The sequence below is a fragment of the Mucilaginibacter gotjawali genome (assembly GCF_002355435.1).
GTDB classification, from domain to species: Bacteria; Bacteroidota; Bacteroidia; order Sphingobacteriales; family Sphingobacteriaceae; genus Mucilaginibacter; species Mucilaginibacter gotjawali.
Map to the genome: position 1 here is coordinate 2,267,085 of NZ_AP017313.1, position 26,080 is coordinate 2,293,164.

A 26,080-nucleotide genomic window follows, 5' to 3' on the forward strand; every position below is an offset into this window, starting at 1 on the left:
GTTAGTTATGTGCTTTTGCAAAAAAATGGGGTTTACACTATTTTACATAACCCCTCCCTGTAATTTTAAGCTGTTTTGATAAAGCCTGACCGTCAATTTTAGATGGACATCACACCAGGTTATTTTGGGCTTTCCGCTTTTGGCTTTGAGCTTTCCGCTCCTTTTACTTGTTTAAAATACGCTATCAGCCTGTCAACGTTTTCGAGTATATAAACTTTGGCGCGTATTTTATCAACGACGTCGGGGTAGTCGCCCATTATGTCGCACATAATATCCTCAAAGTTTTTATCATTCAGGCGCTTCATATTCGCGGTATTATTGCCGTAATAATAAACCAGTTTTTGGTAGGTGCCGCCCCCGCCGCCCCCTATTGGGATAGATACTCCGCCTCCAACACCGGCACCCACGCCTCCGGTACCCACGCCAGCCCCGATACCAGGTTCCACGCTTAAGCCACTGCCACCCCCGGTTTTTACACCACCTGCTGCATACAGTTTAATATCTTCATCCAATACAACCCGCACAAAGTCAAAATCATTATGAGCCCAGGTTTCAATACCTGGTGCGTGGGCCACTACAAAACTATCACGGGCAATAACAAACGATTTTAAATCACTGGCGCTAAGTTTAAACGGTTCGGCTTTTTTGTCTTCTTTAAATTCAATAAAAGCTTCGCCCCTGATGGGGGCCTTGCCTGAACCAAAACGTATCAAACCGGTTTCAATATTGCCTTTAACGTCTGTAAAGCGGCCCGGCTGCCATTTTTGGCCGTATGATTTTGCTGATACAATGGTCAGTATAAAAAATAAAATGATTAAAATTGAGCGCATAATAATTGAAACAAAAATAACGCATTTTTAGCCTGTTTAATATGATGAATGTTGATTTACGCAGTGATACAGTTACCAAACCTACCCCGGGAATGATGGACGCTATGATGAACGCGAAAGTTGGGGATGATGTTTTTGGGGAGGATGAGACTATTAATGCACTGGAACAAAAAACTGCTGATCTATTTGGTATGGAAGCCGGGATCTTCTGCCCTTCAGGCACTATGACAAACCAGATCGGCATCAAATGTTTTACCCAGCCGCTGGATGAACTGATCGCCGATCAAACGGCGCATGTTTACCGTTATGAGGGCGGCGGTATCGCTTTTAATTCTTCGGTTTCAACCCGGCTTTTAAATGGATACAGGGGGATTATTACGGCAGAAATGATTGAGCCGGAGATCAACGCCATTAATGACCATTATCCGCGTACCAGTTTGGTGGTACTGGAGAATACGGTGAACAGGGGAGGCGGTAGCTGTTATACATTAAATGACATCAAACCAATAGCAGACCTATGCAAGGCAAAGGGGCTGAAGTTGCACCTTGATGGCGCCCGCATATTTAACGCATTGGCTAAAACCGGGGATAAGGCCGAAGGTTACGGCAAATATTTCGACGGGATTTCGGTTTGTTTATCCAAAGGACTTGGAGCGCCGGTGGGGTCGGTATTCCTGGCGAGTAAAGAAACCATCAAATATGCCCGAAGGGTTCGCAAAGTTTTTGGCGGAGGAATGCGGCAGGCAGGCTTTTTAGCGGCAGCCGGCATCTACGCGCTCGATCACCACGTAGAGCGATTAAAAATCGATCACAGCCATGCCCAAATACTGGCAGAAGAGCTTGCTAATTGTGGCTGGGTGGCCAATGTATTACCTGCAGAAACTAATATCGTGCTATTTGATACGGTTGAACCTGCTGCCATAGTTTTGGATAAATTGGCGGCACACGGGATTAAGGCGCTGTCAACGGGTCCAAACCGGATCAGGTTTGTTTTGCATTTGGATGTGCATCCCGACCAGGTGGAGTATGTTGTGAGCACCCTTAAAACATTTGAAGTTTGAGATAAGTCCGAAAGTCAGTAAACCTGCCTGCCGGCAGGGTCCGGAAGTCCGAAAGAAGCTGCAACTAACGTTTCGACAAAAATAAACTAAGTTATACAGCAGGAGGTTTAAAGCCGGGTTTTGCCGTTTGAGTATGCTGTTTGAACTGAAAAATGTGAATTATTTTATATTTATCTTTGTGTTGCGCATTAAGTGAAAGAAAAATGACCACTATAACTATTCAATTACCAGAAAATGAAACCGGCATCATTACAACTATAAAGGATATAGTGAAAAATGTGAAGGGTAGCCGGATTGATATTGATAGCGAGGATGATGGTTTTACTGATGGTGAATTTAAAGCATTAAAAAGAAGTTTAAAAGAAGCCTCGTTGATTAAGAAAGGCGAACTTAAACCTTTATCAATGAACGATCTTTGGGATGAGTAATACCGTAAAACCTACGCCTGAATTTAAACGGGATTTAAAACCTCTTCTGAAAAAATATCGAATCCTTAAACAAAGTATTTTAAATCTTGAAAGTGACCTGATAGAAAATCCCTATTTGGGAGAATCTTATGGCCATGGAATTTATAAAGTCAGGGTCTCTGATGAGCGTAAGGGAAAGGGCAAAAGTGGCGGATTCAGGGTATTATATTATCACCTAAATAAAACAGATGAAGGCATAGAAATGCTTTTGTTAAACATCTTCGATAAATCTGAAGCGTCAACAATTAAAAAAATTGATGCGGTTAAGCAACTAAGAGAAATATCGAAAGAATACTTTAAACAATAGAATTAATTAAAATCAAGCCCTAAGTCAAAAGTCGCAGACTCCCGACTTAGAACTTAAGACTTTCGACTCAGGACTTCAGCGCTCTATCAGCGGACTGCCTTTCCACCATCCAGCCGGGGTATTCGCGTGGTAAGGCGCTAACCTCATCTATCTTTTGCAGATCATCTGCGGAAAGTTCAACTTCTGTTGATTTGATATTAGCATTTAATTGGTCCGCTGTTTTGGCGCCAATAATAGTACTTGTTATCCCTTTTTGCTGGCGCACCCAGGCCAGGGCAATTTCAGCCACAGAAGCGTTGTGCTGTTTGCCAATCTCTGTGATCACGTCAATAATATCATAGGTTTTTTCTTTATTAATGGGTGGGAAATCGAAAGTAGCACGGCGCGAACCTGTAGCCGTGTCGGCGTCGCGTGAGTATTTACCGCCAAGAAAACCGCCAGCCAGCGGGCTCCAGGGCATTACCGCCAGGTTCTGATCGGCAGCGAGCGGCAATATTTCCCTCTCAATATCGCGGCCGGCCAGCGAGTAAAAATATTGCATACCCACAAATTTGTTCCAGCCGTTTTTTTCGGCAATGCCCTGGGCTTTCATTACCATCCAGGCGGGCCAGTTGCAAACAGCTACATAACGCACTTTTCCTGTTAAAACAATGTCGTTGAGCGCACGCATGATTTCTTCAACGGGTGTTTTTGGATCAACACCATGTACATACAGTACATCAACATGGTCCATTTGCAGGCGCTGAAGGCTTTCATCCACTGATTGGAAAATATGATAACGGGAAAGCCCAACATTGTTGAGCCCTTCGCTCATGCGACCACGTACTTTGGTGGCGATAACAAGGTCGTGGCGATTAGTGCCGAGGTGTTTTATCGATTGGCCGAGTAGTTTTTCCGATTCGCCATAAGAGTATACATTAGCGGTGTCAATAAAGTTAATGCCCGAGTCGACCACAACTTTCATCAGGTCGTTGACATCGCTTTGCTGCACTTTACCAATGGCCTCCCAATAACCTTTACCGCCGAAGGTCATGGTGCCAAAACATAGTTCGGATACCACCAGGCCAGTGTTTCCTAAAAAATTGTATTTCATAAGTTGGATGAGTTTTGTTATGAAAGTAAAGTTGAGGTTTTTAGTGGGAAAGAATGGTCAGTTGAGGGTAAAAAATAGTTGGCGCGAATAGTCACGAATGGGTTCGAATGTTCACGAATCCTATCAATTTGGCTATTTATATCGGTCTTGGTTCCTTCTTTCTTATTCCCGATAACTCGTAGTAGTCTTATTCGTGAACATTCGACCTCATTCGTGAAAATTAGTGCAGAACGCTATTGGTGTCTATTTCATATATTCCCATTCCCAAACTTCGCCGTCTTCAGGGTCAATCAACGGGCCTAAAAGTTTGAAGTTGTTTTTACGGAGGATGCGTGCGGAAAAGTTTTCTTCGGGTAAGGTTCTGGCAGTTATGATTAATGAAGGATCTGTTTCCAAAGCAACATCAATCAATTGTTTTGCTATTTGGGTGCCAATACCTTTTTGCCAATACTGCGGAAATACACCGTAGGCAATCTCGATCTTACCATTAACCGGTTTGCCTTTGTACCCTGCACAACCAACCAACTGGTTTTCCAGTTGGGCGTAATAACAGATCCAGGGCGGGTTAAAGCCAATCCTTTTATAAAAATTAACTGACATGGTTACACTTTCAATGCAATCCGGATCATCTGTAAATTCTTTGTTATCTTCAATATGTTCTTTAACCGGGATGAGTTCCATAGATGCTTGTTTTTTAGTGAATTAACAAATATATAGGATTCATGACGTGCAGGGGTAGTAATTTGTGGCTAAATATTTCAAACCCGGTATGCCTGTTTTTGTTGTTACCTGAAGATGGACCAACTAACCAAAAAACTTGAGAAAATTGGGCGGGACCCCAGGGTAACGGCCAAAGCAGTGGGGCTGCGCTATGTTTCAGATTCAACACCCGGCTACTCCCGTAAGAAAAAAGGTAAGGGCTGGAGTTATTATGATAAAGAAGCAAAATTAATTAAGGAGAAAGAATTGATACACAGGTTTAACAGATTGGTTATACCGCCGGCTTACACCAACGTTTGGATCTCCCCGTACGAAAATAGTCATTTGCAGTTTACAGGAACAGACGCCGCAGGGCGTAAACAATACCGCTATCATCCTGAATGGAATAAGATCCGTAACCAGTCCAAATACCACCGTTTGCAAACTTTTGCCGCCCATTTGCCTGCTATTCGTAAGCAGGTTGATAAAGATTTAAACCGAAAAAATCCCGATCATGATAAAATTGTAGCGCTGGTAGTAAGGCTGATGGAGCTGACGAGTATCCGGGTCGGAAATGAAGCTTACAAAAAACTCTATGGCTCCTTTGGCTTAACAACGCTGATGAACAGGCACGTAAAAATTGAGGGCTCAACAATCGGTTTTGAGTTTAAAGGAAAAAAAGGCGTTTACCATAAAATTGCTTTGCATAGCCGTAAGCTGGCCAGGCTGGTGAAGCAATGCCGGGATATCCCCGGCAGGGAATTGTTCCAGTATTTTAGAGAAGACGGGACAAAATGCCCGGTTGATTCGGCCGATGTTAATAATTACCTGAAGGGAATAACGGGTGAAGATTTTACCGCGAAGGATTTTCGCACCTGGGCGGGCAGCGTAAGCGCTTTGTATGCCTTTAAACAGGCCGGCGAATTTGAAACTGTTACAGAGTGCCGTAAAAAAATTGTAAACGTATTGGATGAAGTAGCCATCAATTTGGGAAATACCCGCACGGTTTGTAAAAAATATTATGTGCATCCTACGGTGATCAAAAGCTACGAAGAAAGAACCATTTTTAAATACATTGCCGGCCTCGACGAACACAACGACATCAATTCTGCTGAACTGAACACCGCCGAAAAAGCGCTGCTGGAAATCCTTGAACATGAAAAGCTGGCCATTGCGGGTTAATAAGCTGATAGCGTTGGATTGATCTGATTATTTACGATATCGTTCAATCCAACGCTATCTGCCTGGTTAGCTATTTTTTTGTGGTAATAAATACCACACCGTTCTTTGCCTTATCTCCATATTTTTTGGTTACTTCATCGCCTGATTTTACACTCATGCTTTCGATCCGGGCAGCCGAGAGTTTTTTCAGATCTTTTTCAGTAGCTTCCTTTCCGTCAATCATAATCATTTTAGCCGAAAGGTGTTCAATATTCGTTTCGTTATTACCGTTTGAATTTAACGTAAGTGTTTTTCCCGAAAAATTGCTAAAGGTTCTGCCAGTTCCTTTAAAACTATAAGCCATCCGGGGCTTTGCATCAAGTTTTAATTTAGGTGATATTGTATAAGCCCCTTTGTCAACTTTTAAATTCATTACCCTGATGGTATCCGGCTCTGCATATGCGTCTGCAATAACCACCGGTTCCCTGGTAACGGATGCAAGGGTATCGCTTTTTAACATTAGCGTACGCGATTTCCTTGGCCTGAATTTGTAAACTTTAGGAGCCGATTCCACAATAACAACATCTGATCCGGATGTATTGGAAGATCCTGTGCTTAAGTTGGCGCCGCTGCTATTGTTATCCGATGAAGAGTTGGTAACAGCCACTGAGCCATTGCCAGCCACCACGAGTTTTGCCATGTGATTTAATTTGTCAATCCTTTCTTTTAGCTTTTTTCCGGAATCCGAATCATCAGTGGTTACAAACAATACACTGTGTTTATTGCTGTTTTCATTTAACAGGGCGTTGGCTTGCTCCGCGGACACAAGATCTACACTGATAATATGATCGGGATCAAGCGCCTTAAAATCAGCCTTTGTGGACTTTACACCATTTATTATGTATTTCAATGAATCAGTAGACTGGCTGGTACTGAGAAAGAAGCCGCCGTTTCGTACAGTGTCCAAATCTTTTTTCGTTATTGAAATGATTTTATTAGCCGTATTTTCATTGGCTGCCATTGACGTATTTACCGTCATTTTTGTGACATTACCGGCGCCGATAGCTGACTTTATTTCAGCGGCCACTACTTTACCAGCATTACCGCTCTTTTTGATCAGAGCAGCCCTTGATATACCAAAAACGAGTAGTAAAGCAACAACTACAGGCACTAAAATTGCATAACGTGTCAGGTTAATTTTCGAAGATCTTTTTGCGTTCATCATGATAATTCTCTTTTTAATGGTTGAAATATTAAAGTGATTAACAATTCCCTGTGGCGCCGCCGAGAAACTTACATTCACCAGGCTATACTGGTATTGTTTTGTGTCGACGCCTTTAGTTAGTATTTTTCTGTCGGTAATAAACTCAATGTTTTCCCGTATCGCCTTTTTAATCAGCCAGATTCCGGGGTTAAACCAATAGAAAATAGCGCTCAATTCGCCCAGTAGGATATCCAGGGTATGTAATTCGCTAACATGAACCTGTTCATGCAGCAGGATGGAAGGCAAGTCGGTTGTGCTATGCATTTCGGGATTGATATAGATGTTTTTCCAGAATGAAAAAGGGCCCGAGTTTCCACTGATGATCCTAACCTCGTGCCCATTGATTTGGCCGGCTTTTGATTTGCGGTAAATCCTGAACAATGATATAAACTGGATAAACAGCCTGATGGCCAGTACTGTTGCGCCCAACCAGAAAACGATGCCGGCCCATTGCCAGTAATCGTGTTTGTCAAGAGGCTTTATCAAATGTTTTGCGGGTGCCTGCAGGTTATAAACGATGGCTTGAACAGGGTTGGCGATATTGCGGTGTAGTTCAAAAAAACCAGATAGATTTATTTTAGGGTAAACTGATGCAAATAATATCGCTGTTACCAGGTATATGCGATTGAGCGTATAGAAAGTGAGTTGCCGCAGCACCAAATAATAGCCTGCACAAAAAACCAGCAGCGCTATGTTCACTTTTAGTAAAAAAACAAATAATCCGGGCATGGCTTTAGGGTTTATGGTTTTCAATCAGGTTAATAATCTCTTTCAGGTCGCCGGCGCTGATCTTTTTCTCTTTGGCAAAAAATGTTACCAGGTCTTTATAGGAATTTTGAAAATAATCATTCACAAAACCGCTCATAAATTTCTTTTTGTATTCCTGCTCGTTAATGGCAGGTGCATACCTGAATGAGTTCCCCATTTTTTCGGCAGTTAAAAATCCTTTTTTTTCAAGGTTCTTTATAGTCGATGCCAGGGTGGTATAGGGCGGCCTGGGTTCGCTAAGCTGGTCGAGGAAATCTTTAATAAAACCGGTACCCGTTTGCCATACCGCCTGCATGGCTTCTTCTTCTTGAATTGATAGTTTTTCCATTTATTTACGATTGTTTCGTAAATCTACGAATATTTCGTAATAATCCAAATTTATTTTAATAATGTATAATAATTGTTACATCAAATTGCATCATATACAAATACATACATTACTTATACACAGGTTTGGAACATTCACCTGAATAAATTAATTTAGTTGACTAAAATCACAACGCTATGTTAATCAACCGGAAAATTTTGGCTACGCTGGCTATTACATCTGTAATATCTGTTGTAGCACTAACCTCTATGGCGCCTCAACAGGAGAAAGGAGGGTTTATGAATGTAAAAGTATTACCCAAAAACCTTACAGACAAGCAGCTGCATATGATTATGCGCGAATGGGCAACATCCCTGGGTGTACGATGCGATTTTTGCCATGCGCCGAATGCTGAAGGTAAAGGCCTGGATTTTGCCAGCGATGCCAAACCCGAAAAGGAAATGGCACGCCACATGTTCAAAATGATGAACAAAATTAACCAGAAATTTTTTGAAGCAAAAAAAGATTCCCTTGGAATGATGGCGCATACAGGTGTCAATTGCTATACCTGTCACCGTGGCGAATCTCACCCCGAAATAAAAGTCCCCGAAGGCAGAAGAGGCCCTGGTCCTGGTGGCCCTGGTCCCGGCGGCCCCGAAAATCATCAATAAAATAACAAACACCCTGCAGCAAGCCACTGCAGGGTGTTTCACTTTGTAAGACGATGACAATGGAAAAAGTAATATTGCTGGATGCCCGCGAGGAAGATCTGGAGGCCATACTGGCCATATACAATGATGTTATTATAAATACCACCGCCGTTTACAGTGAAAAACCTCACTCACTGCAAATGCGTAAAGAATGGTACCACGAGCGGGTGAATAATAATTTCCCGGTGTACGTGGCTGAAGTTGCCGGGAAAATAGCTGGTTTTAGCAGTTTTGGGCATTTCAGGGCCTGGCCCTGTTACCGGTACACCGTTGAGGTATCTGTTTATGTGGACCGGTCATTCAGGGGAAAGGGGATCAGCAAAATATTGTCGCTCGCTTTAATTGACCGGGCAAAAGCAATGAATATCCATGCCGTTATTGCGGGTATCAGCGCAGATAACTGGATCAGTATTCAGCTTCACCAGTCCCTGGGTTTTAAGGAGGTGGCAAATTTTAAAGAAGTTGGCTACAAATTCGGCCGTTGGCTCGACCTTAAGTTTTTTGAGTTATTAATTGATAATAATCCGGGGCCTATTTTTTGATGGTCTTTTTAAGGTATTTGTTATACAAATACTCCGCATATCCAACGCTGATATAGTCAGGGAATTTCCAATTGGGGAAATAGGTCCTTTTTAAATATTTAATATAGCTAAAGAATAAAACTCCGATAAATAGAAATACGGCCAGAGCGAAAAGAATTTTAGCAAATAAAATTAAAGTATCCATGCGGTTTGCTTTTTTGGGTGTTTTACGACAACAATGTGCATATAGTTGCGCTTATTTTAATTTTTATGAGAAAGTTTTATGCCGGAATTAAATAGGGTTGACAATTAACTGATAACCAGTTGTTAATACTAAGTATAAAGAAACCGCCTGTTCTTACGGCAATATCTTTGTTTTCTATTGCGGGTTTAGCGCTTTAACTTACCGGCTAATCCATTACATTTGTTTCTATGCAAAAAATTCTTGTTGCCAACCGCGGCGAAATAGCGTTAAGGGTAATGCGTTCCGCACGCGAAATGGGTATAAAAACTGTTGCGGTTTATTCAGATGCTGATCGCGATGCGCTTCATGTTCGTTATGCAGATGAGGCGGTTCATATCGGCGAATCGCCTTCGGCAAAATCATACCTTGCTGGAGAAAAGATCATTGCCGCGTGTAAACAAACAGGGGCCCGGGCAATACATCCCGGCTATGGTTTTTTGAGCGAGAATGCAGCTTTTGCACGAATGGTTAGGGAAGCCGGGTTGATATTGATAGGCCCATCGCCCGAGGCGATGGAAATTATGGGGAACAAGCTTTCAGCAAAGGCGGCAGCATTGAAATATGATATCCCGATGGTGCCCGGTACCGAAGAAGCGATTACAGATATTGAAGAAGCCAAACGCAGAGCCGTTGAAGTGGGTTTCCCGATCCTGATAAAAGCGGCTGCAGGCGGCGGCGGCAAAGGCATGCGGATAGTGGATGCTGCAGCTGATTTTGAAGAACAAATGGCCCTGGCGGTATCTGAAGCAACCTCTGCCTTTGGGGATGGTTCAGTTTTTATTGAACGGTATGTTTCATCGCCCCGTCACATCGAGATCCAGGTGCTTGGTGATACCCATGGCAATATCCTTCATCTTTTTGAACGGGATTGCTCTGTACAACGCCGCCACCAGAAGGTAATTGAAGAGGCGCCGTCATCGGTATTAACGCCGGAGATCAGGCGGCAAATGGGCAAATGTGCGGTGGATGTGGCCCGCTCAGTTAATTACACCGGCGCCGGCACTGTTGAGTTTATTATGGATGAGCAACTCAACTTTTACTTTTTAGAAATGAACACCCGCCTGCAGGTAGAGCACCCGGTAACAGAACTGATTACCGGGATCGACCTGGTGAAAGAACAGATTCGCATCGCAAGGGGAGAAGCCATCAGCTTTAAACAGGAGGACCTGGAAATAAATGGACATGCCATTGAACTGCGGGTTTATGCAGAAGATCCGGACAATAACTTTTTACCTGACATTGGCACGCTGCAAACCTATGTTACTCCAAAAGGGCCGGGCGTTAGGGTGGATGATGGCTTTGAGCAGGGGATGGAGATCCCAATTTATTACGACCCCATGATCGCCAAACTGATCACTTATGGCAAGGACAGGGACGAGGCCATTGAACGCATGCTGCGCGCCATTGATGAGTATAATATAACCGGTATTACCACTACGCTCGGCTTCGGGAAGTTTGTGATGCAGCATCCGGCGTTTACTTCCGGAAACTTTGATACGCATTTTGTAAAGAAATATTTTACACCCGGATCATTGCAAAACAGTACAGATGACGAAGCGATGATAGCTGCCCTGGTGATGGAGCGGCTACTAAGCGAAAAGAAAGTACAAACGATTGATGTTGCGGAGGCCGTTGCGGGTAACTGGTTGAAAAACCGAAAGGAGTTTTAACGCTATTTTACTTCGTTATTATTGTTTTGCTAAAAAATAATCGATCAAACTTGCCTGCCCGCCATTGATTTTGATTTTCGCTTCATCCGCATCAAACCAGTCCGCGCGGTCAATTTCGGGGAACGATTTCATTTTGCCTGATTTCGGCGGCCATTCCATTTCAAAAAGGTTACTGGTTATCTTTGCAGGGTCAATGTCCCCTTCCAGGGCCCATGCGTGAACGATCTTTCCGCTTTTTAGCGTAACAGGAGCTAAGAGAATAAAATCACCATCAACGTGCTGGCCCGTTTCTTCGAAAAACTCTCTTTTGGCGGCTGCCAGGGGTTCTTCATCTTCCGGGTATTCTCCTTTCGGGATCGACCAAACACCTAAGTCCTTATTTTTAAAATAGGGCCCGCCGGGATGAACCAAAAAAAATTCAAATTGCCTGTTGATTTTACGGTACAATAATATACCCGCACTTTTTTTAGCCATAAAGGAGATTTAAGGCAAGTTTACAAATTGCAAAACTATTATCGCTAATTTTACTTTGTTAAGGAAGAATAACAAATAAAATGATTGACAATAACTGGACGAAATTTAAAGTCATCGGCGACTTTAATACAGATATCAGGAGCCTGTACGAAGCCTGGGCAACTCCAGAAGGACTGGAAAAATGGTTTTTACGCAAAGCGGAGTTTTATACGATAGCGGGAAGGCTCCGTGAGCCGGAAGAATTTATTTTAAAGGAGGATGCCTATGAATGGTATTGGCATGGGTTTGATGACAGCGCGGTAGAAAAAGGACAGATCCTTGAAGCCAACGGCACCGATTTTATAAAATTCAGTTTCTCAGGTAACAGCATTGTAAGTATCAATATTTATACCCGTAATGGGGTAAGCATAGTGGAACTAACCCAGGTGAACATTCCTGAAGAAAGTGATCCTTCAAAAAATCTGTTTGTACAATGCCAGGTGGGGTGGACTTTTTACATGGCCAACCTGAAATCAATAATGGAAGGCGGCATCGACCTTCGGAATAAAAAGTGGAGCTAAGCAGTAATTTTAAATAGGGGCAGGCAGGCCCCCTAACTCCCTAAAGGGGGAATTTTAGCGTCAGGGTAGCTTTAAAATTCGTCAACTGTATCACGTGTGAGCTGATCGGTTATATAAAGTGTGAGTTTATTTTTTTCAGGGTCGATAATGAATTTACAGGTTTCGGTATAATCATCTGTCCTGAAAATATCAGCGCAGCCATAAGTAAAGGAGACTTTATAGGCCAGTTTTACTTTGCCAGAATGGGTGATACTATCGTATTCAGCCTCCGCAACTTTTATTTCCGAGGCAACCGGCGAACCGCCGTCCCGTTTGTGGAATTCTACCAGCCAGGGCGCTATTGCTGTAAAAGCGTTGCCGTTATCCTCCGATAATACGCCGTCGATAAAATGTTTTATAGTAATTTGTTGATGCTGAAGTCCGGATAAATGATCTTCCCTAATATCAAATGTCAATGCTGGCATCCGCAAATATATTTTATCTTTTTCAAAACCACTTTAAAATGACTTTCAATCACGAGTAAATAGTTAGTTTTGCTTGAAAATAATACCCTCGGCCCACAGGCGGAGGGCAGGGAGCCAGGCCAATGTTTACAGGAATCATCGAAACTTTAGGAAAAGTAACCGCGTTGCGGCACGATCAAGGGAATTTGCACATCACCGTGGAATCAGCAATTGCCACTGAATTGAAAATAGACCAGTCGGTTGCGCATAACGGGGTTTGTTTAACGGTGATCGCCCTTACCGATGGTACGCATACGGTAACCGCCATTGAAGAAACATTAAATAAAAGCAGCCTCGGTCAATTAAAGGTAGGCGACCTGGTTAACCTGGAACGCTGTATGCAAATGAACGCCCGCCTGGATGGCCATATTGTGCAGGGCCATGTGGATCAAACCGCTATTTGCACCGGTTTTGCAGCGTTGGACGGCAGCTGGGAATATACATTTGCATATGATGCCGCTGCCGGAAATGTTACGGTAGAAAAGGGTTCTATCTGCGTTAACGGCATCAGCCTCACCGTTGTAAATTCAAAAGCCAATAGTTTTTCGGTCGCTATTATCCCTTACACTTTCGAACATACCAACCTGCAGCAGGTGAGGGAAGGATCTGTAGTTAACCTTGAGTTTGATATTATCGGCAAGTATGTGGCAAGATTGATGCAGCGCTAACGGGATAATTCTCCAATCCGCTTTTTTGAATAAATGAGATAGGGCCTTTGATCTGCTGGCGGATCGCTTTTTGCATACTTTTTATAATACTGCAGTGCCAGCGCTTTATTCTTTAGCTGCATATCATACAAACCGGCAATATCATAGTAAGTTAAAGGCATTACACCATACAACAGGCTTTTTTGATAAGCGCTTACCGCTTTTTTAACCTGGTGTACCTGGCTGTAAGAGTCAGCCATCTCGCCATAGTACGAATTAACGTTATTCGAAATCGCTTCCTTTATCGCTTTTTCGAAATAGGTGATGGCCATTGGCTGGTCGCCCAAAGCTTTATAGCTCATGCCGGTACAGTAATACGATATTTCTGTGGCTGTATTGGTTTCTTCCAAAAGTTTAAAAGTATGGATACAGTTGTTGTAATCTTTTAGTTCGTAATAGGAGGTGCCAAGGGTACTGATTACTATATTTTGCCGCTGCCCGTAATTGATGAGTTTGGTGCATTCCAAAACCGTTTCCGGATATTTTTTCAGGTGATAATCCACCTGGGCCTTGCTCATTAATAGCAGTAAATTTGCGGTATCGGCTTTCAATGCCCCGCTTACAACGGTATCTGCTTTTTGATATTGTTTCGCATTGATATAAAATGAAGAAAGGTCATAGGCCACGCCCGGTTCGCCTGGATTGATCTGGTTTGCCTTTTCATAATACTTTAGGGCATCTGTCACGTTACCCGCGTTTAACGACATACTGCCCATTTGCTTGTAAACGCTGAAATTGGTGCTGTCCTTCGCAAGGATCTTTTTATAATAAAACAACGCCTTAATATTGTCGCCCCTTCGTGCCATGATGTTACCCAGGCTGAATATGACGGATGTATTGGTAGTATCCGCAGAAAAAATGCGCCCGTAATAAGCTTCAGCGTCAGGTAACCTGCCGGCCATTTGCGATGAATAGGCCAAACTATTCAATATTTTGAGATCAGTTACAGGCTCCGGATATGTTTTTTTGAGGTAATCGGCTGCATCCGCAAAACGCTGGTTTTGATAATATTCCAGCAGCAGGGCGTCATCGGCTTTTGCGCCTTCCTGCCCGTACACTGCCGGAATAAAACATATGATGATGAGGCTTATGTATAGCGATTTCATTCAACTAAATTATTAGTTATAAATCATAAATCCAAATTTTTAAACTTTTTGAGTGTATTGGTGTTGTACATGTATAAACAAAAACACAACATTATGGATAAGTTAAAGAAATTCGGGTTGATGGAAAAAATTGTCCATGAATTGGAGGATTTAAAGAATAGTCAGCAGGCCATCATTGTAAAGCTGGCAAAAGTTGAGGTTGACAATATAGAATTGGGCAACAAACGACTGGAAAAGGATCTGCCGGACATGCACCAGCGCGTTACCGACAACCTGGATACCATTACCGGTTTGCTGGAAGATTTTGCTGCCCAAACTGATCAGTACAGTGATAAAAATAATATCACTGCGCTAAAGGAACAGGAAGCGATTGACAACGTATAAGAAAATTGATCCCCGGAAACGGGGATTTATTTTTTATACTTTAATTTTAACGGCGATCAATTGCACTATTGGTACTGAATATAGATCGGTCTTGGCTTCAGCTGCAAAATTTCTTTCGGTGTTAACATCCGGTGGGTATCTTTTTTAATGTCGTTTTTATAAAACAACTTAAAGCCGGTAAACTGTACCGGTTCGCGGGCCACTATCTGGCGGTAGGTGCCCTGTTTTAAACTGGTACCACCCCAGCCGTCCATGTCCATAACAAACTGCACTTCGGGGTGTAATTTAATCTTCTGGTAATTGGTTACCATGCGCTGGGTAAACCGGTGGATGATAAATATTTTTGGCGGCAGGTTGTACTTTTTCACCAGGTCGGCCAGGTATTTGTTCACATAGTTAATGTCTTCGGCATCTAAAGTCCCTATCCGTTTGCCCGGGACACTGCCTTCTTTCATGGAGAACTCGGGGTCAATCCCCAGGTGAACGTCCGGCATCTGCAAATATTTTTCCAGCCTTGGAATCTCGGTTTGTACCGTACTGAAACCATTCTGCACATCAAGAAAAATGATGGCATGGATTGACCGCGCCATATGGATCACACTATCTATCTGTTTAAATGGCATCCGCAGGTTATGCAACCCGTTGCTGCCGGCATCGGCCTGTGCTGTAACGCAGATGTAATGCAATGCAGGGATCACCGGCGTGGTGGTATCGGCCTTCTCCCAAACTTTTACTTCTGCCTTTAATTTAGCCAGCATTATTTTAGGCGGATATTGACCCAATACCCCCATGTTTTTGGAGTACATATTGCCATAATAAGCCACAATGCGGTTAAATGGCAAAAGCGCTCCCGGCAAAGGTTTGGGCGTATTTTTAACCGGCCACCTGCCTGTTTTATCACCATTCGCCAGTTGATGCATCAGCGAATCGTATAAAAGGGTATCAATTCGCTTAACTGTGATAGTATCGGTAATTTTCGGCCGATCAGCGGCTTTTACGGACAGGTAAAAACAAAAAAGGGCGATGAACGCAATTGTCGTTTTTTTCAAAATAAACTTTTTTAACTAATCTCTAATCAACCAATCTCTACTCACTAATCTATACTCTTTCCCTTCATAGCCACACTTATAGCATGATCCATCAGGCGCTCGGCAAAGGGGCGGGTAAATTCGTTCAGCTCGTCAATTGCTTTATGAATTTTATCCTTATCGCCACCGGCCAACACTTCTTTTAAAGCGTTTGTATAGCTATTTGTTTTGCTAAGTTCATCTTCTGATAAAAAGTTGCCGTTTTTCCGCAAAAAGCTTTCAACGGTTTTCACCATTTGCTCGCCCTCAACGCGCGCTTCGATCAGCATGCGCTGGCTTACATCTTCTTTGGCGTGGGTGATGCTGTCCATCAGCATTTGTTCCACCTGGTCGTCGGTTATGCCATAGGTTGGTTTTACTTCCACTTCCTGTTTTACTCCCGAACGCAACTCCATCGCCTGGATCTTTAGGATCCCATCCGCATTCAGCAAAAAGTTAATATCCACCTTAGGGAAACCAGCCGGCATGGATGGTATGCCCTTCAAATCAAACTCAGCCAGTTTACGGTTTTCTTTGATCAGGTCGCGCTCGCCCTGGTAAACGGCAATTTTCATGTTCACCTGCCCGTCAATACTGGTGGTATACTGCCTGCCGGCTTTGGTAGGTACCTTGGAGTTGCGGGGGATGATGACATCCATCAAGCCGCCCATGGTCTCAATACCCAATGAAAGTGGGGTAACGTCGAGCAACAATATATCAGTGCGGTTACCAGCCAAAATATCGGCCTGTATGGCGGCGCCAAGGGCAACTACCTCGTCGGGATTTAATTCATCATGTACGGGGCGGCCAAAAAATTCAGCCACCATTTTTTTAACCAGGGCCGTACGGGTTGAGCCGCCTACCATAATTACTTCATCAATCTGGCCGATCTCCAGTTTAGCATCCTTTAAAGCATTTTTGCAGCAGGTAATGGTTTCTTCTACCTTTGGTAATATCAGCTCATTAAAAGCTTCCCTGGTAATGGTACACCAGATGTCGCCGATCTTGTCGTTCACCATGCTCTGGTGCGCAAACGCTTTTTTGGCTTCTTCGGCCTTTAAACGAAGTTTTTGGGCCAGTTTATGATCAGCCAATACTTCCGCTTTGTCCAGGTTGTTTTTTTCGATCCAGTAATCCACAATGGCCCGGTCGAAATCATCGCCTCCTAAAAAGGTATTGCCATTGGTTGAAAGTACCTCGAAGATACCGTTTTGGATTTGCAGGATGGAAACATCAAATGTACCGCCGCCGAGGTCATAAACAGCAATGGTCTTGGTTTCTTCCGGGTTAAGGCCGATACCATAGGCAAGGCTCGCTGCGGTGGGCTCGTTGACAATGCGCAATACATCCAGCCCGGCCAGTTTACCCGCATCGCGGGTGGCCTGGCGCTGCGAATCATTAAAGTAAGCCGGAACGGTGATCACCGCACGGTTAACCGGGGTTTTTAACGCATGTTCGGCACGGGTTTTTAATTCTTTTAGTATCAGGCCCGATAGTTCAATCGGCGTATAAAATTTATCGCCGACTTTTATTTTTACCAGGCTGTCGCTGTCGTCGTCAATTACTTTATAGGAAAAGAAATCTTTATAATTCTCAATGTCTTTGTAGGAACGGCCCAATAAACGTTTTACCGAGAAAACGGTATTTTGCGGGTCGGTGATCAAATATTCTTTTGCTTCGTTGCCCACAGTAATATCCCCGGTTGGCCCGAAATGCACCACAGAAGGTACCAGAACACCTTTGCCGGTATCGTTTATCACCTGCGGGTCTTTATCCGGGTTGATAAAAGCCACCAGTGAGTTGGTGGTGCCCAGGTCGATGCCGACGATTAATTCTTCTTTTTGTATAGAACCTGTTGCCAGGTTGATAGAAACTTTAGCCATGTTTACGTATAACAGCGGCAAATGTATGAAGTTTTAAAGAATGGTGTGTCATTGGAGTGTATGTCCGAATCAGAATTTGCAGAATTAGAGGATTTTAAGAATAATGCAATCAAGGCCGAATTCTACTCATTCTAAAATTCTGCAAATTCTGATTCAGACAAATATTCCTTATTTTCACCCCAATGAAAAGCCCCTTCTACCTGCTGTTACTGCTACTTATTACTGCCACTGCTACTAAAACAATTGCCCAGGAATTCGGCGGCAATCCGCCATCCATTAAATGGAAGCAGATCGATCTGCCTGCGGCCAAAGTGATTTTTCCTTACGGGTTGGATTCCGCAGGGTTAAGGGTTGCCAATATCATCAGGCAAATGAACGGCTCTATCCAGCCTACCATTGGTTTTAAACAGCGGCAGATCAGTATAGTCTTACAAGATCAAACTACTATTTCCAACGCCTATGTAGGGCTAGCACCCTTCCGCAGCGAATTTTATTTAACACCCGAACAAAACAGCTTTGAACTGGGCAGTCTTTCCTGGCCGGAGCAGTTAGCGATCCACGAATTCAGGCATGTACAGCAATATAATAATTTTAATGTCGGGTTTTCGCACGCGCTCAAAGTGCTTTTTGGTGAAGGCGGGCAGGCATTAGGTAATGATATTGCCATCCCCAACTGGTTTTTTGAGGGCGACGCCGTTTTTAACGAAACCCATGTGAGCGAACAGGGCAGGGGCAGGTTACCCTACTTTTTCAACGGTTACCGGGGCCTTTGGGCTGCAGGCAAGGAATACAGTTATATGAAATTGCGCAATGGTTCGTACCGTGATTACATTCCTGACTGGTACCCCCTGGGTTATATGATGGTGAGCTATGGTCGTGAAAAATATGGTGATGATTTTTGGAAAAAGGTAACGCATGATGCGGCGGCATATAAAGGCGTATTCTTCCCGCTTCAAAAGGCGATTAAAAGATATACAGGTAAAGATTTTGATCAGTTCAGAAATGATGGGTTTGATTTTTATAAAAAGCAATTCGGCATTCCGCAAACTGATAACAATTCACTAAATCTCCCCCTCACTAATTCATTAAATAAAAAGCATTTTGATGCGGACCGGGAATATCCGGTTTATATAAATGACAGTACGCTCATTTATATGAAAAGCACCTACAATCATATCCCGGTATTCGTTGAGAAAACCGGTAATCATGAGCAAAAGATAGCGGTCAGAAGTGTTTCACTGGATACTTATTTCGCCTATCATAACGGAAAAGTTGTTTATCCGGCTTATCGCCGTGATCTGCGTTGGAATTACCGCGATTATAGCGAACTGATGTTGTTGGATGTTAATACCGGTGAGGAACGCCGCCTTACAAAAGGCGCCAAATATTTTGCGCCCGATTTTAGCCCCGACGGTAAAACCATTGTCGCGGTTAAAGAAGGAACCAACGGTAACTGCGATCTTCATTTGATAAATGCAACTGATGGCAGTTTAATAGCGATCGTTCCGAATAAAGAGAACTTATTTTATACCTACCCAAAGTTTTATGGGGATAACCAGCTGATTGCTGCGGTACGAACCCCCAAAGGCGAAATGACCTTAGACCTGGTCGATATAAAAACCGGGCAAAACAAATATTTGCTGCCGTTATCCTACCAGCCAATCGCCTTTCCGGTAGTGAAAAATGATACGGTTTATTTTTCGGCAACGCTTGGTATTGACGATCGTTTGTTTGCATTCAGTTTAAAAACCGGCAAATTATTTGAGTTGAAGAATTACAACCTGGACGGCTCCATTGGTAATTATCAGCCCGCTGTCAGTAACCACAAATTTGCCTGGGTGGGTTTTACGGCTTTTGGCTACCGGCTAAACGAATGGGATAAAAGTAAACTTGATTGGGCCGATATAGAACCCGCCGCAGCCCGTGGTGGTTTATCAGATTTTGGCATCAGCGCATTAACCCGAGATGGCTCAACCGATCTGCTGGCTAAGGTGAAAAACGATTCCCTGCCTGTCACCAAATATCGCAAATCGCATCATTTGCTGAATTTCCACAGCCTGATCCCCAATTTTGTTGACCCTGATTATACCATTAGCCTGGCCGGGGAAAATGTATTGAATACCCTGCAAACTCAACTTTCGTTCACCTATAACCGGGATGAGGGCTTTAAAGAATTTGGCTTTGATGCCGTCTATGGCGTCTTATTTCCATATATTTCAGCGGGCTCGGATTATTTTATCGGGCGGCGCGGGTACCACAACGGCAACAATGTTTATTGGAATGAAACAGACATGCACGGCGGCTTTGAACTGCCCTTAAACCTAAGTGAGGGTAAAAATTTCACCTATTTACGGGCCGGGAGCGATCTGTATTCCACCTCTGTAAATTTCCAGCAACCTTACCGGGGCCTTTTTGCCGACAGGGCTTATACCTACCTCAACTACTATCTCAGTTTCAGCAACACCATTCAGCAGGCTAAACAAAATATTTACCCGCGTTTCGGGCAGAGTATTTATCTGAATTATAAATCGGCAATTTCCGTGGCATCGTCAGCGCAATTCCTTGCAAATGGGTTTTTATACCTGCCGGGTTTTATGCTTAACCATAACCTGGTGGTCAATGTGGCACACCAGCAGAAAAATAAAAACGAGGTGATCAACTTTTCAAACGGTTTCCCCTTCTCGCGTGGTTACACCGCCGAAAACTTATATGATATGAATAAGGCCGGGGTAAACTATCATTTTCCAATTGCTTATCCGGATGCGGGTTTTGCCAATACTTTTTATATTTCAAGGATCCGCGGTAATGCTTTTTATGATTATACCCATGCCACTGATTTTTATACCGATGGCAGGAACTTTAAGGCCACTTTCCGCTCGGCGGGCGCTGAGATCTATTTTGATTCAAAACTATTTAACCAGGGAAATATCTCTTTTGGTTTCCGTTACAGCTATTTGATGGACCCGGATATTTTTGGCGGCGCAGGTCGTAACCGCTTTGAAATCATTGTACCCGTTACCCTGTTTTAACTACCTGATTGAATGTGTTATTTTACGGCTCGCAAAATATTTGGTGTCTCCGCTTCTTTTTAAATATATTTGAGATAACCAATTATTTCCTGGCACCCCATTTTTTACTGCAGACAGTTTAAGTAACGGCAGGGGCTATTAGATACAGGGATTTTTTTAAATTCTAAAGGAGAAACAGATGTTAAACCTTTCGGTCATCCTGGAAGACAGCGCAAACCGGTATCCGGTAAAACCAGCCTTTACTTTTATGGATACTTCGCTAACTTACAGCCAGGTTAACGGTTATGCCAACCAGGTTGCCAACGGTTTAAGGGCCATTGGGATCCGGGCCGGCGACAAAGTAGCGCTGGGGTGCCCTAATTTGCCTTATTTTCCGATCGTATATTTTGGTATTTTAAAAGCAGGGGCTGTCGTTGTTCCGCTGAATGTTTTACTCAAAAAAGAGGAAATTGAATATCACCTCAGGGATAGTGATGCAAAAGCTTATTTCTGTTTTGCAGGGACAAATGATTTCCCGATGGGCGAAACCGGTTATGCGGCTTTTAACAAAGTAACCGGTTGCGAAAACTTTATAATGATCATGCCCAAACCGGGAATGGCATCGGGTATTGAAGGCGTAACAACTTTGAGCGATTTTATGGCTGATCAACCGGCCTCATTTGAAATGCACCAAACCAGTGCCGAAGACACTTGCGTGATTATTTATACATCAGGCACCACCGGGCAGCCAAAAGGAGCGGAGCTTACCCATTCAAACCTGCTTTTAAACGCTATTGCCATCTGCGACCAGATGGACAATGATGAGGATGATATCGCTCTTATTGTGTTGCCGCTGTTCCATATTTTCGGAATGACGGTGATGATGAATGCAGGGGTGTATAAAGGGCGTTCGGGTGTTATGCTTATCCGTTTTGACGCTGAATCGGTTTTTGAGGCGATGCAAAAACATAAAGTGACGTTATTTGCCGGTGTACCTACAATGTACTGGGGGTTATTGAACTATACCGACCCTAAATTTGACTATGAAAGCATTGCGAAAACATTAAAAGTATGTTGTTCGGGCGGCGCTTCTTTGCCGGTTAAGGTATTGCAGGATTTTGAAAAACGGTTTAATGTGCCCATTGTTGAAGGGTACGGTATGTCGGAGGGTTCGCCGGTGGTTACCTTTAACCAATTGAAAACAATCAGGAAACCCGGGTCAATCGGAAAACCATTCTGGGGTGTTGAAGTGAAGCTGGTTGACGATGATGGGGCAGAGGTGCCCATTGGTGAAAAAGGGGAGTTGCTTTACCGCGGGCACAACGTGATGAAAGGTTATTATAAAAAGCCCGAAGAAACGCAAAAAGCATTGAAGAACGGCTGGATGCACTCTGGCGACATTGCCATAAAGGATGAAGACGGTTTTTTTTATATTGTAGACAGGACGAAAGATATGATCATCCGTGGAGGAATGAAAATATACCCCCGCGAGGTGGAAGAGTTAATGATCAAACACGAGGCAGTATCTCTGGTAGCTGTGGTAGGCACTCCGCATGATGAAAAGGGCGAGGAAGTTAAGGCATTTGTGGTGTTAAAGGGCGGCTATACCATTTCAGAAGCCGAACTGATCGCCTGGACAAAAGAACGGATCGCATCTTACAAATATCCCCGAAATGTTGAATTTATTGATGCCCTGCCCATGAACGCCACGGGGAAGATATTGAAAAGGGAATTGCGGGGCAGAGATTAGTTAATTGGTGATTAGTTAATTAGAGATTAGTACGAAAATCATTAAAGTCCGAAAGCTATCGTGATTCCCGACCTCCGAACAATAAAACTAATCTCTAATCACCAATTAACTAATCAACTAAACTACTCCGTTCTCAAACTCTTCACCGGGTTGGCGGTAGCCGCTTTTATCGCCTGGAAACTTATCGTTGCAATTACAATAATGGTTATCACAGTGCCGGCCGCTGCAAACACAAGCCAGCTGATGTTGATACGGTAAGCAAAACCCTGCAGCCACTGGCTCATCAACAGCCAGGTAACTGGTATGGAAATCACAAAGGCAATCACCACCAAACGCAAAAAATCGTTTACCAGCAAAGCCAGCAGCTGCTGAACAGATGCGCCGATCACTTTCCGGATCCCTATTTCTTTTCTTCTTTGTAAAATATTATAGGCAGATAAGCCTGCAAGTCCAAAGCAAGCAATAAGGATGGCGAGCAGGGCAAAAATGTTAAAGATTTTTCCGAATAGCTCATCCGATTGATATTGATGGTTAAAAGATTCATCCAGAAAAGTATAATTAAATGGATCGGATGGGAAATTCTTATCCCATATACTTCTAATCGATGCAATGGTAGCGCTGATATTGTTAGTTCCAACCTTGACAGAGTAAAAATCGCGGGTGTTTGGCTCCAATAAAATGATTATTGGTTGAACACTTTTTCTTAAGCCTTCCTGGTGGAAATTAGCGACCACGCCAATAACTGTTAATGTATCGCGTGGGATAACTTTTTGGTTGATCGCACTTTTGGCATCCTTAAAACCCAGGAGTTTTGCCGCATCTTCATTTAACAATACGGCTTTTTTATCAGTGGCAAATTCCTTTGAAAAATTGCGGCCGGCCTTCATTTCAATCCCGAATGAAGGGATAAAATCATAGTCGACCCCTAAATTGTAAAGCGTAACTTCGGACGCATTCGGCGCGGCGCTTTTTATTCCCCTTGTCCAGTAAATTTCCTGGCCCATTACGTTTGATGAGGCGGTTACATTTTTTACACCTGTGACATTCAGCAAGTCCTGTTTAAAAGGTTGAAAAGCTTTTGAATATACGCTATCACGAAGTGATGTGGCCCCTTGAATAACCAGGGTTTGATTGATGTTTGTACCCAGCTTCTGGCTGCGCATATAGCTTACCTGCTGATATACGATAATAGTACCTGCAACCAGCACTACCGAGGTGACAAACTGCCCTGTAATCAGCGTCTTCCGCAGTAGTACACCGCTGCTGGTGTTCTTAAAACTACCCTTTAACACTTTTACGGGCTGGTATCCAGATAACACAAAGGCAGGGTAGATCCCCGCTAAAAAACTTCCTCCAAAAAACAACGCTAAAAAACCGGTTAAATAATCCCAGGGCAAGACGAAACCCGTGGTGATTTCTCGGCCCACAAAATGGTTGAATGCAGGCGTAAGCAAGTACGCGGCAAAAAAAGCAATTATCAGCGAAATGAAATTGAGCAAAAAACTCTCGGCCAAAAATTGCCTGATCAACGACGAACGGCCGGCGCCAAGCACTTTACGAACCCCAACCTCTTTAGCCCTTTCAACCGACCGCGCAGTGGCAAGATTGATATAATTTACCCAGGCAATAAGGATAATAAAAATACCGATCAAAAAAAGAAAAGAAACCACCTGGCCATTGCCGTTCACCTCGGCCTCCTGGTTGGCATTGGAATATAAATGGATATCAGTGAGCGGGATTACGTGCAGTTCATCCCTGACATTGTTTGCTTTATGTCCCTTTTCGATATTCACATGCGCATCGCAAAAAGGCCCTAGCTTTGCATCAAACTTTTTCACGTCGGTGCCGGGTCTGAGTTTAAGATAGGTGTAAAAATCATACCATCTCCACCCGGTCTCTGTTGAGTTTTGGGTATCGCCTTCCAGCCGCCTGATCTTACCAAACGTTGCGTAGGAAATAATATAATCGATCACAAGATGGGAGTTGCGGGGGTAATCTTTATAAATACCGGTAATCTGGTATGCCTCTGTAAAATGCGGGTCTTTCGATACCAGCGTTTTGCCGACCGGGCTGCTGTCTCCAAAGTACTTTTTTGCGAATGATTCGGAGATGATCATTTTATCGACGGCATTGAGCACCTCTTTCGGGTTGCCTTTTACCATATTAATCCCAAGCATATCAACTGCCGAAGGGTCGGCATAGTAGCCTTTCAACTCGTTGAACTTTACATTTTTTTGTTCATTTACCAATAACTGTTGCACGTTGTACAAACGGCAAAAATCTTCCACATCAGGCAATTCTTTTTTTGCTGTTGGGCCAATTGCCGGATAGCTGGTCGCCGATTTATAGGCAAGCTTACCCTGCTGGTAACTATCTAAACGGATTCTTACAATATCTTTGGCAGCCTTATTGAATTTTTCATAGCTTTTTTCAAAAGCCACATATTGAAAAATAATCAGGCAGCAGGTAATACCAATTGCCAGGCCGAAAATATTTAACAGCGCATAACCTCTGCGCCTGTTAAGGTTTCGTAATGAGATGGTTAAATAGTTTTTGAACATAGTGGCCTCCCGAAAATTAATTAGCTAAGAAGGTGCCATTGTTGTAAATTATTGTAAATCAATAATATGTGCTGAAATTTATGAGGATAGATGTACGGTTTTGATACATTTGGGTGTCCGGTTTGCTTACATAGTGACAACTGAATTCAATCAATCTTTGTAAAATTTAAAGTACCGTCAACCAATCATCAAATACAATGTTTAACATTGACTATGGAAAAATATGTAAGCCTGAAAGTTGAAGATGGCACCGATATGGAAGCCTACACCGCAATACCTGCGGATGCCGCAGGCCGGAATGCACCCGGACTGATATTATTACAGGAAGCTTTTGGCGTTAATCACCATATTAGGGACGTTGCCGATCGTTTTGCAGCGCAGGGTTTTGTTGTTGTTGCGCCTGAGTTATTTCACCGTACTGCGCCGCCATATTTTGAGGGTAATTATGCTGACTTTCCATCGCTGATGCCGCATATGAATGGTTTGACGATTGAAGGCAACCAGGCAGATGTGAAAGCCGCTTATTATTTTCTGAAGCATCACGAACTGGTAAACCCGGCAAATATTTTCAGCATAGGCTATTGCATGGGCGGCAGGGTTTCGTTTTTGGCTAATGCAACAGTGCCGCTTAGCGCCGGCGTAACTTATTATGGCGGCAATATTAAAATCCTGGCGGATAAAGCGGCCGATGTGAGCGGCCGGCATTTATTCTTTTGGGGCGGGCTGGATAAACATATTGGCCAGGACCAAATCGATCTCATTACCGGCGAATTGGATAAAGCCGGGAAAGCATATACCAATGTGAAATTTTCTTATGCCGATCATGCTTTTGCCTGCGATGAAAGGCCTGCTTATAACGAACAAGCTACTAAAGAAGCCTGGGCCATGACGCTGGCTTTTTTCAGGAATAATATGAAATAATGGATCACGACTGCAACAGCATGACCCATCATTCATCTAAATTAAATGGGTACG

General features: G+C 43.4%; 24 protein-coding genes. 13 read left to right on the forward strand and 11 right to left on the reverse strand.

What is annotated here, in order from left to right; genetic code table 11:
- Nucleotides 1-119 precede the first annotated feature (119 nt).
- A complete protein-coding gene (locus MgSA37_RS28195) occupies nt 120-830 on the reverse strand; it encodes a hypothetical protein (protein WP_157750523.1) in 711 nt (236 codons plus the stop codon).
- A 41-nt stretch (nt 831-871) separates the two neighbouring features.
- Between MgSA37_RS28195 and MgSA37_RS10390 the strand changes: the two genes are divergently transcribed.
- From MgSA37_RS10390 to MgSA37_RS10400, 3 genes are all read left to right on the forward strand, one after another.
- Nucleotides 872-1,891 carry a threonine aldolase family protein gene (locus MgSA37_RS10390; protein WP_232010834.1) on the forward strand — a complete coding sequence of 340 codons (1,020 nt, stop codon included), beginning with the start codon at nt 872-874 and terminating at the stop codon, nt 1,889-1,891.
- 203 nt (nt 1,892-2,094) lie between these two features.
- Complete coding sequence (locus tag MgSA37_RS10395; protein ID WP_096351736.1) at nt 2,095-2,319, forward strand: hypothetical protein; 225 nt, start codon at nt 2,095-2,097, stop codon at nt 2,317-2,319.
- Complete coding sequence (locus MgSA37_RS10400; RefSeq protein ID WP_096351738.1) at nt 2,312-2,665, forward strand: type II toxin-antitoxin system RelE/ParE family toxin; 354 nt, start codon at nt 2,312-2,314, stop codon at nt 2,663-2,665. Before MgSA37_RS10395 ends, MgSA37_RS10400 begins: the two co-directional genes overlap by 8 nt.
- Nucleotides 2,666-2,732: 67 nt before the next feature.
- Here MgSA37_RS10400 and MgSA37_RS10405 read toward each other — a convergent pair whose 3' ends face one another.
- A complete protein-coding gene (locus MgSA37_RS10405) occupies nt 2,733-3,758 on the reverse strand; it encodes an aldo/keto reductase (protein WP_096351740.1) in 1,026 nt (341 codons plus the stop codon).
- Nucleotides 3,759-4,001: 243 nt separating this feature from the next.
- Complete coding sequence (locus tag MgSA37_RS10410) at nt 4,002-4,439, reverse strand: GNAT family N-acetyltransferase (RefSeq protein ID WP_096351741.1); 438 nt, start codon at nt 4,437-4,439, stop codon at nt 4,002-4,004.
- A gap of 114 nt (nt 4,440-4,553) precedes the next feature.
- Here MgSA37_RS10410 and MgSA37_RS10415 point away from each other — a divergent pair, with 114 nt between their 5' ends.
- Entirely contained in the window at nt 4,554-5,639 is a 1,086-nt protein-coding gene (locus MgSA37_RS10415) for a DNA topoisomerase IB (RefSeq protein WP_096351743.1), read from the forward strand.
- A gap of 70 nt (nt 5,640-5,709) precedes the next feature.
- On the opposite strand, the gene MgSA37_RS10420 is transcribed toward MgSA37_RS10415, so the two are convergent.
- A complete protein-coding gene (locus MgSA37_RS10420; protein WP_157750524.1) occupies nt 5,710-7,611 on the reverse strand; it encodes a M56 family metallopeptidase in 1,902 nt (633 codons plus the stop codon).
- Nucleotides 7,612-7,615: 4 nt separating this feature from the next.
- Nucleotides 7,616-7,978, reverse strand: coding sequence for a BlaI/MecI/CopY family transcriptional regulator (locus MgSA37_RS10425; RefSeq protein WP_096351746.1), 363 nt, complete (start codon nt 7,976-7,978; stop codon nt 7,616-7,618).
- A gap of 176 nt (nt 7,979-8,154) precedes the next feature.
- Between MgSA37_RS10425 and MgSA37_RS10430 the strand changes: the two genes are divergently transcribed.
- The 3 genes from MgSA37_RS10430 (at nt 8,155) to accC (ending at nt 11,102) form a co-directional block, all read left to right on the forward strand.
- Entirely contained in the window at nt 8,155-8,628 is a 474-nt protein-coding gene (locus tag MgSA37_RS10430; RefSeq protein ID WP_096351747.1) for a c-type cytochrome, read from the forward strand.
- A 59-nt stretch (nt 8,629-8,687) separates the two neighbouring features.
- Nucleotides 8,688-9,209: a GNAT family N-acetyltransferase gene (locus MgSA37_RS10435; RefSeq protein WP_197706117.1), complete on the forward strand. Its 522-nt coding sequence runs from the start codon at nt 8,688-8,690 to the stop codon at nt 9,207-9,209.
- Between the two features lie 411 nt (nt 9,210-9,620).
- On the forward strand, nt 9,621-11,102 hold the full coding sequence (gene accC, locus MgSA37_RS10445; RefSeq protein WP_096351752.1) for an acetyl-CoA carboxylase biotin carboxylase subunit: 1,482 nt from the start codon (nt 9,621-9,623) through the stop codon (nt 11,100-11,102).
- A gap of 18 nt (nt 11,103-11,120) precedes the next feature.
- On the opposite strand, the gene MgSA37_RS10450 is transcribed toward accC, so the two are convergent.
- The gene (locus MgSA37_RS10450; RefSeq protein ID WP_096351753.1) at nt 11,121-11,576 is read right to left on the reverse strand and encodes an NUDIX domain-containing protein; all 456 of its coding nucleotides are present in this window, start codon (nt 11,574-11,576) and stop codon (nt 11,121-11,123) included.
- Between the two features lie 80 nt (nt 11,577-11,656).
- Here MgSA37_RS10450 and MgSA37_RS10455 point away from each other — a divergent pair, with 80 nt between their 5' ends.
- The gene (locus MgSA37_RS10455; protein ID WP_096351755.1) at nt 11,657-12,136 is read left to right on the forward strand and encodes an SRPBCC family protein; all 480 of its coding nucleotides are present in this window, start codon (nt 11,657-11,659) and stop codon (nt 12,134-12,136) included.
- 71 nt (nt 12,137-12,207) lie between these two features.
- Here MgSA37_RS10455 and MgSA37_RS10460 read toward each other — a convergent pair whose 3' ends face one another.
- The gene (locus tag MgSA37_RS10460) at nt 12,208-12,600 is read right to left on the reverse strand and encodes a hypothetical protein (protein WP_096351756.1); all 393 of its coding nucleotides are present in this window, start codon (nt 12,598-12,600) and stop codon (nt 12,208-12,210) included.
- Between the two features lie 122 nt (nt 12,601-12,722).
- Between MgSA37_RS10460 and MgSA37_RS10465 the strand changes: the two genes are divergently transcribed.
- A complete protein-coding gene (locus MgSA37_RS10465; RefSeq protein ID WP_096351758.1) occupies nt 12,723-13,307 on the forward strand; it encodes a riboflavin synthase in 585 nt (194 codons plus the stop codon).
- On the opposite strand, the gene MgSA37_RS10470 is transcribed toward MgSA37_RS10465, so the two are convergent.
- Nucleotides 13,304-14,452: a tetratricopeptide repeat protein gene (locus tag MgSA37_RS10470; protein ID WP_096351760.1), complete on the reverse strand. Its 1,149-nt coding sequence runs from the start codon at nt 14,450-14,452 to the stop codon at nt 13,304-13,306. The two genes, MgSA37_RS10465 and MgSA37_RS10470, sit on opposite strands and share 4 nt — an antisense overlap.
- 93 nt (nt 14,453-14,545) lie before the next feature.
- Here MgSA37_RS10470 and MgSA37_RS10475 point away from each other — a divergent pair, with 93 nt between their 5' ends.
- A complete protein-coding gene (locus tag MgSA37_RS10475; RefSeq protein WP_096357399.1) occupies nt 14,546-14,836 on the forward strand; it encodes a hypothetical protein in 291 nt (96 codons plus the stop codon).
- Between the two features lie 65 nt (nt 14,837-14,901).
- On the opposite strand, the gene MgSA37_RS10480 is transcribed toward MgSA37_RS10475, so the two are convergent.
- Complete coding sequence (locus tag MgSA37_RS10480) at nt 14,902-15,885, reverse strand: hypothetical protein (RefSeq protein ID WP_096351762.1); 984 nt, start codon at nt 15,883-15,885, stop codon at nt 14,902-14,904.
- Nucleotides 15,886-15,929: 44 nt separating this feature from the next.
- Complete coding sequence (hscA, locus tag MgSA37_RS10485; protein WP_096351763.1) at nt 15,930-17,786, reverse strand: Fe-S protein assembly chaperone HscA; 1,857 nt, start codon at nt 17,784-17,786, stop codon at nt 15,930-15,932.
- A 182-nt stretch (nt 17,787-17,968) separates the two neighbouring features.
- On the opposite strand from hscA, the gene MgSA37_RS10490 reads away from it, so the two are divergent.
- A complete protein-coding gene (locus MgSA37_RS10490) occupies nt 17,969-20,815 on the forward strand; it encodes a TolB family protein (protein WP_096351765.1) in 2,847 nt (948 codons plus the stop codon).
- A 178-nt stretch (nt 20,816-20,993) separates the two neighbouring features.
- Nucleotides 20,994-22,544, forward strand: coding sequence for a long-chain-fatty-acid--CoA ligase (locus MgSA37_RS10495; protein ID WP_096351766.1), 1,551 nt, complete (start codon nt 20,994-20,996; stop codon nt 22,542-22,544).
- 122 nt (nt 22,545-22,666) lie between these two features.
- Here MgSA37_RS10495 and MgSA37_RS10500 read toward each other — a convergent pair whose 3' ends face one another.
- A complete protein-coding gene (locus tag MgSA37_RS10500) occupies nt 22,667-25,105 on the reverse strand; it encodes an ABC transporter permease (RefSeq protein ID WP_096351768.1) in 2,439 nt (812 codons plus the stop codon).
- Between the two features lie 213 nt (nt 25,106-25,318).
- Between MgSA37_RS10500 and MgSA37_RS10505 the strand changes: the two genes are divergently transcribed.
- Entirely contained in the window at nt 25,319-26,026 is a 708-nt protein-coding gene (locus MgSA37_RS10505; protein ID WP_096351769.1) for a dienelactone hydrolase family protein, read from the forward strand.
- Nucleotides 26,027-26,080: the final 54 nt, after the last annotated feature.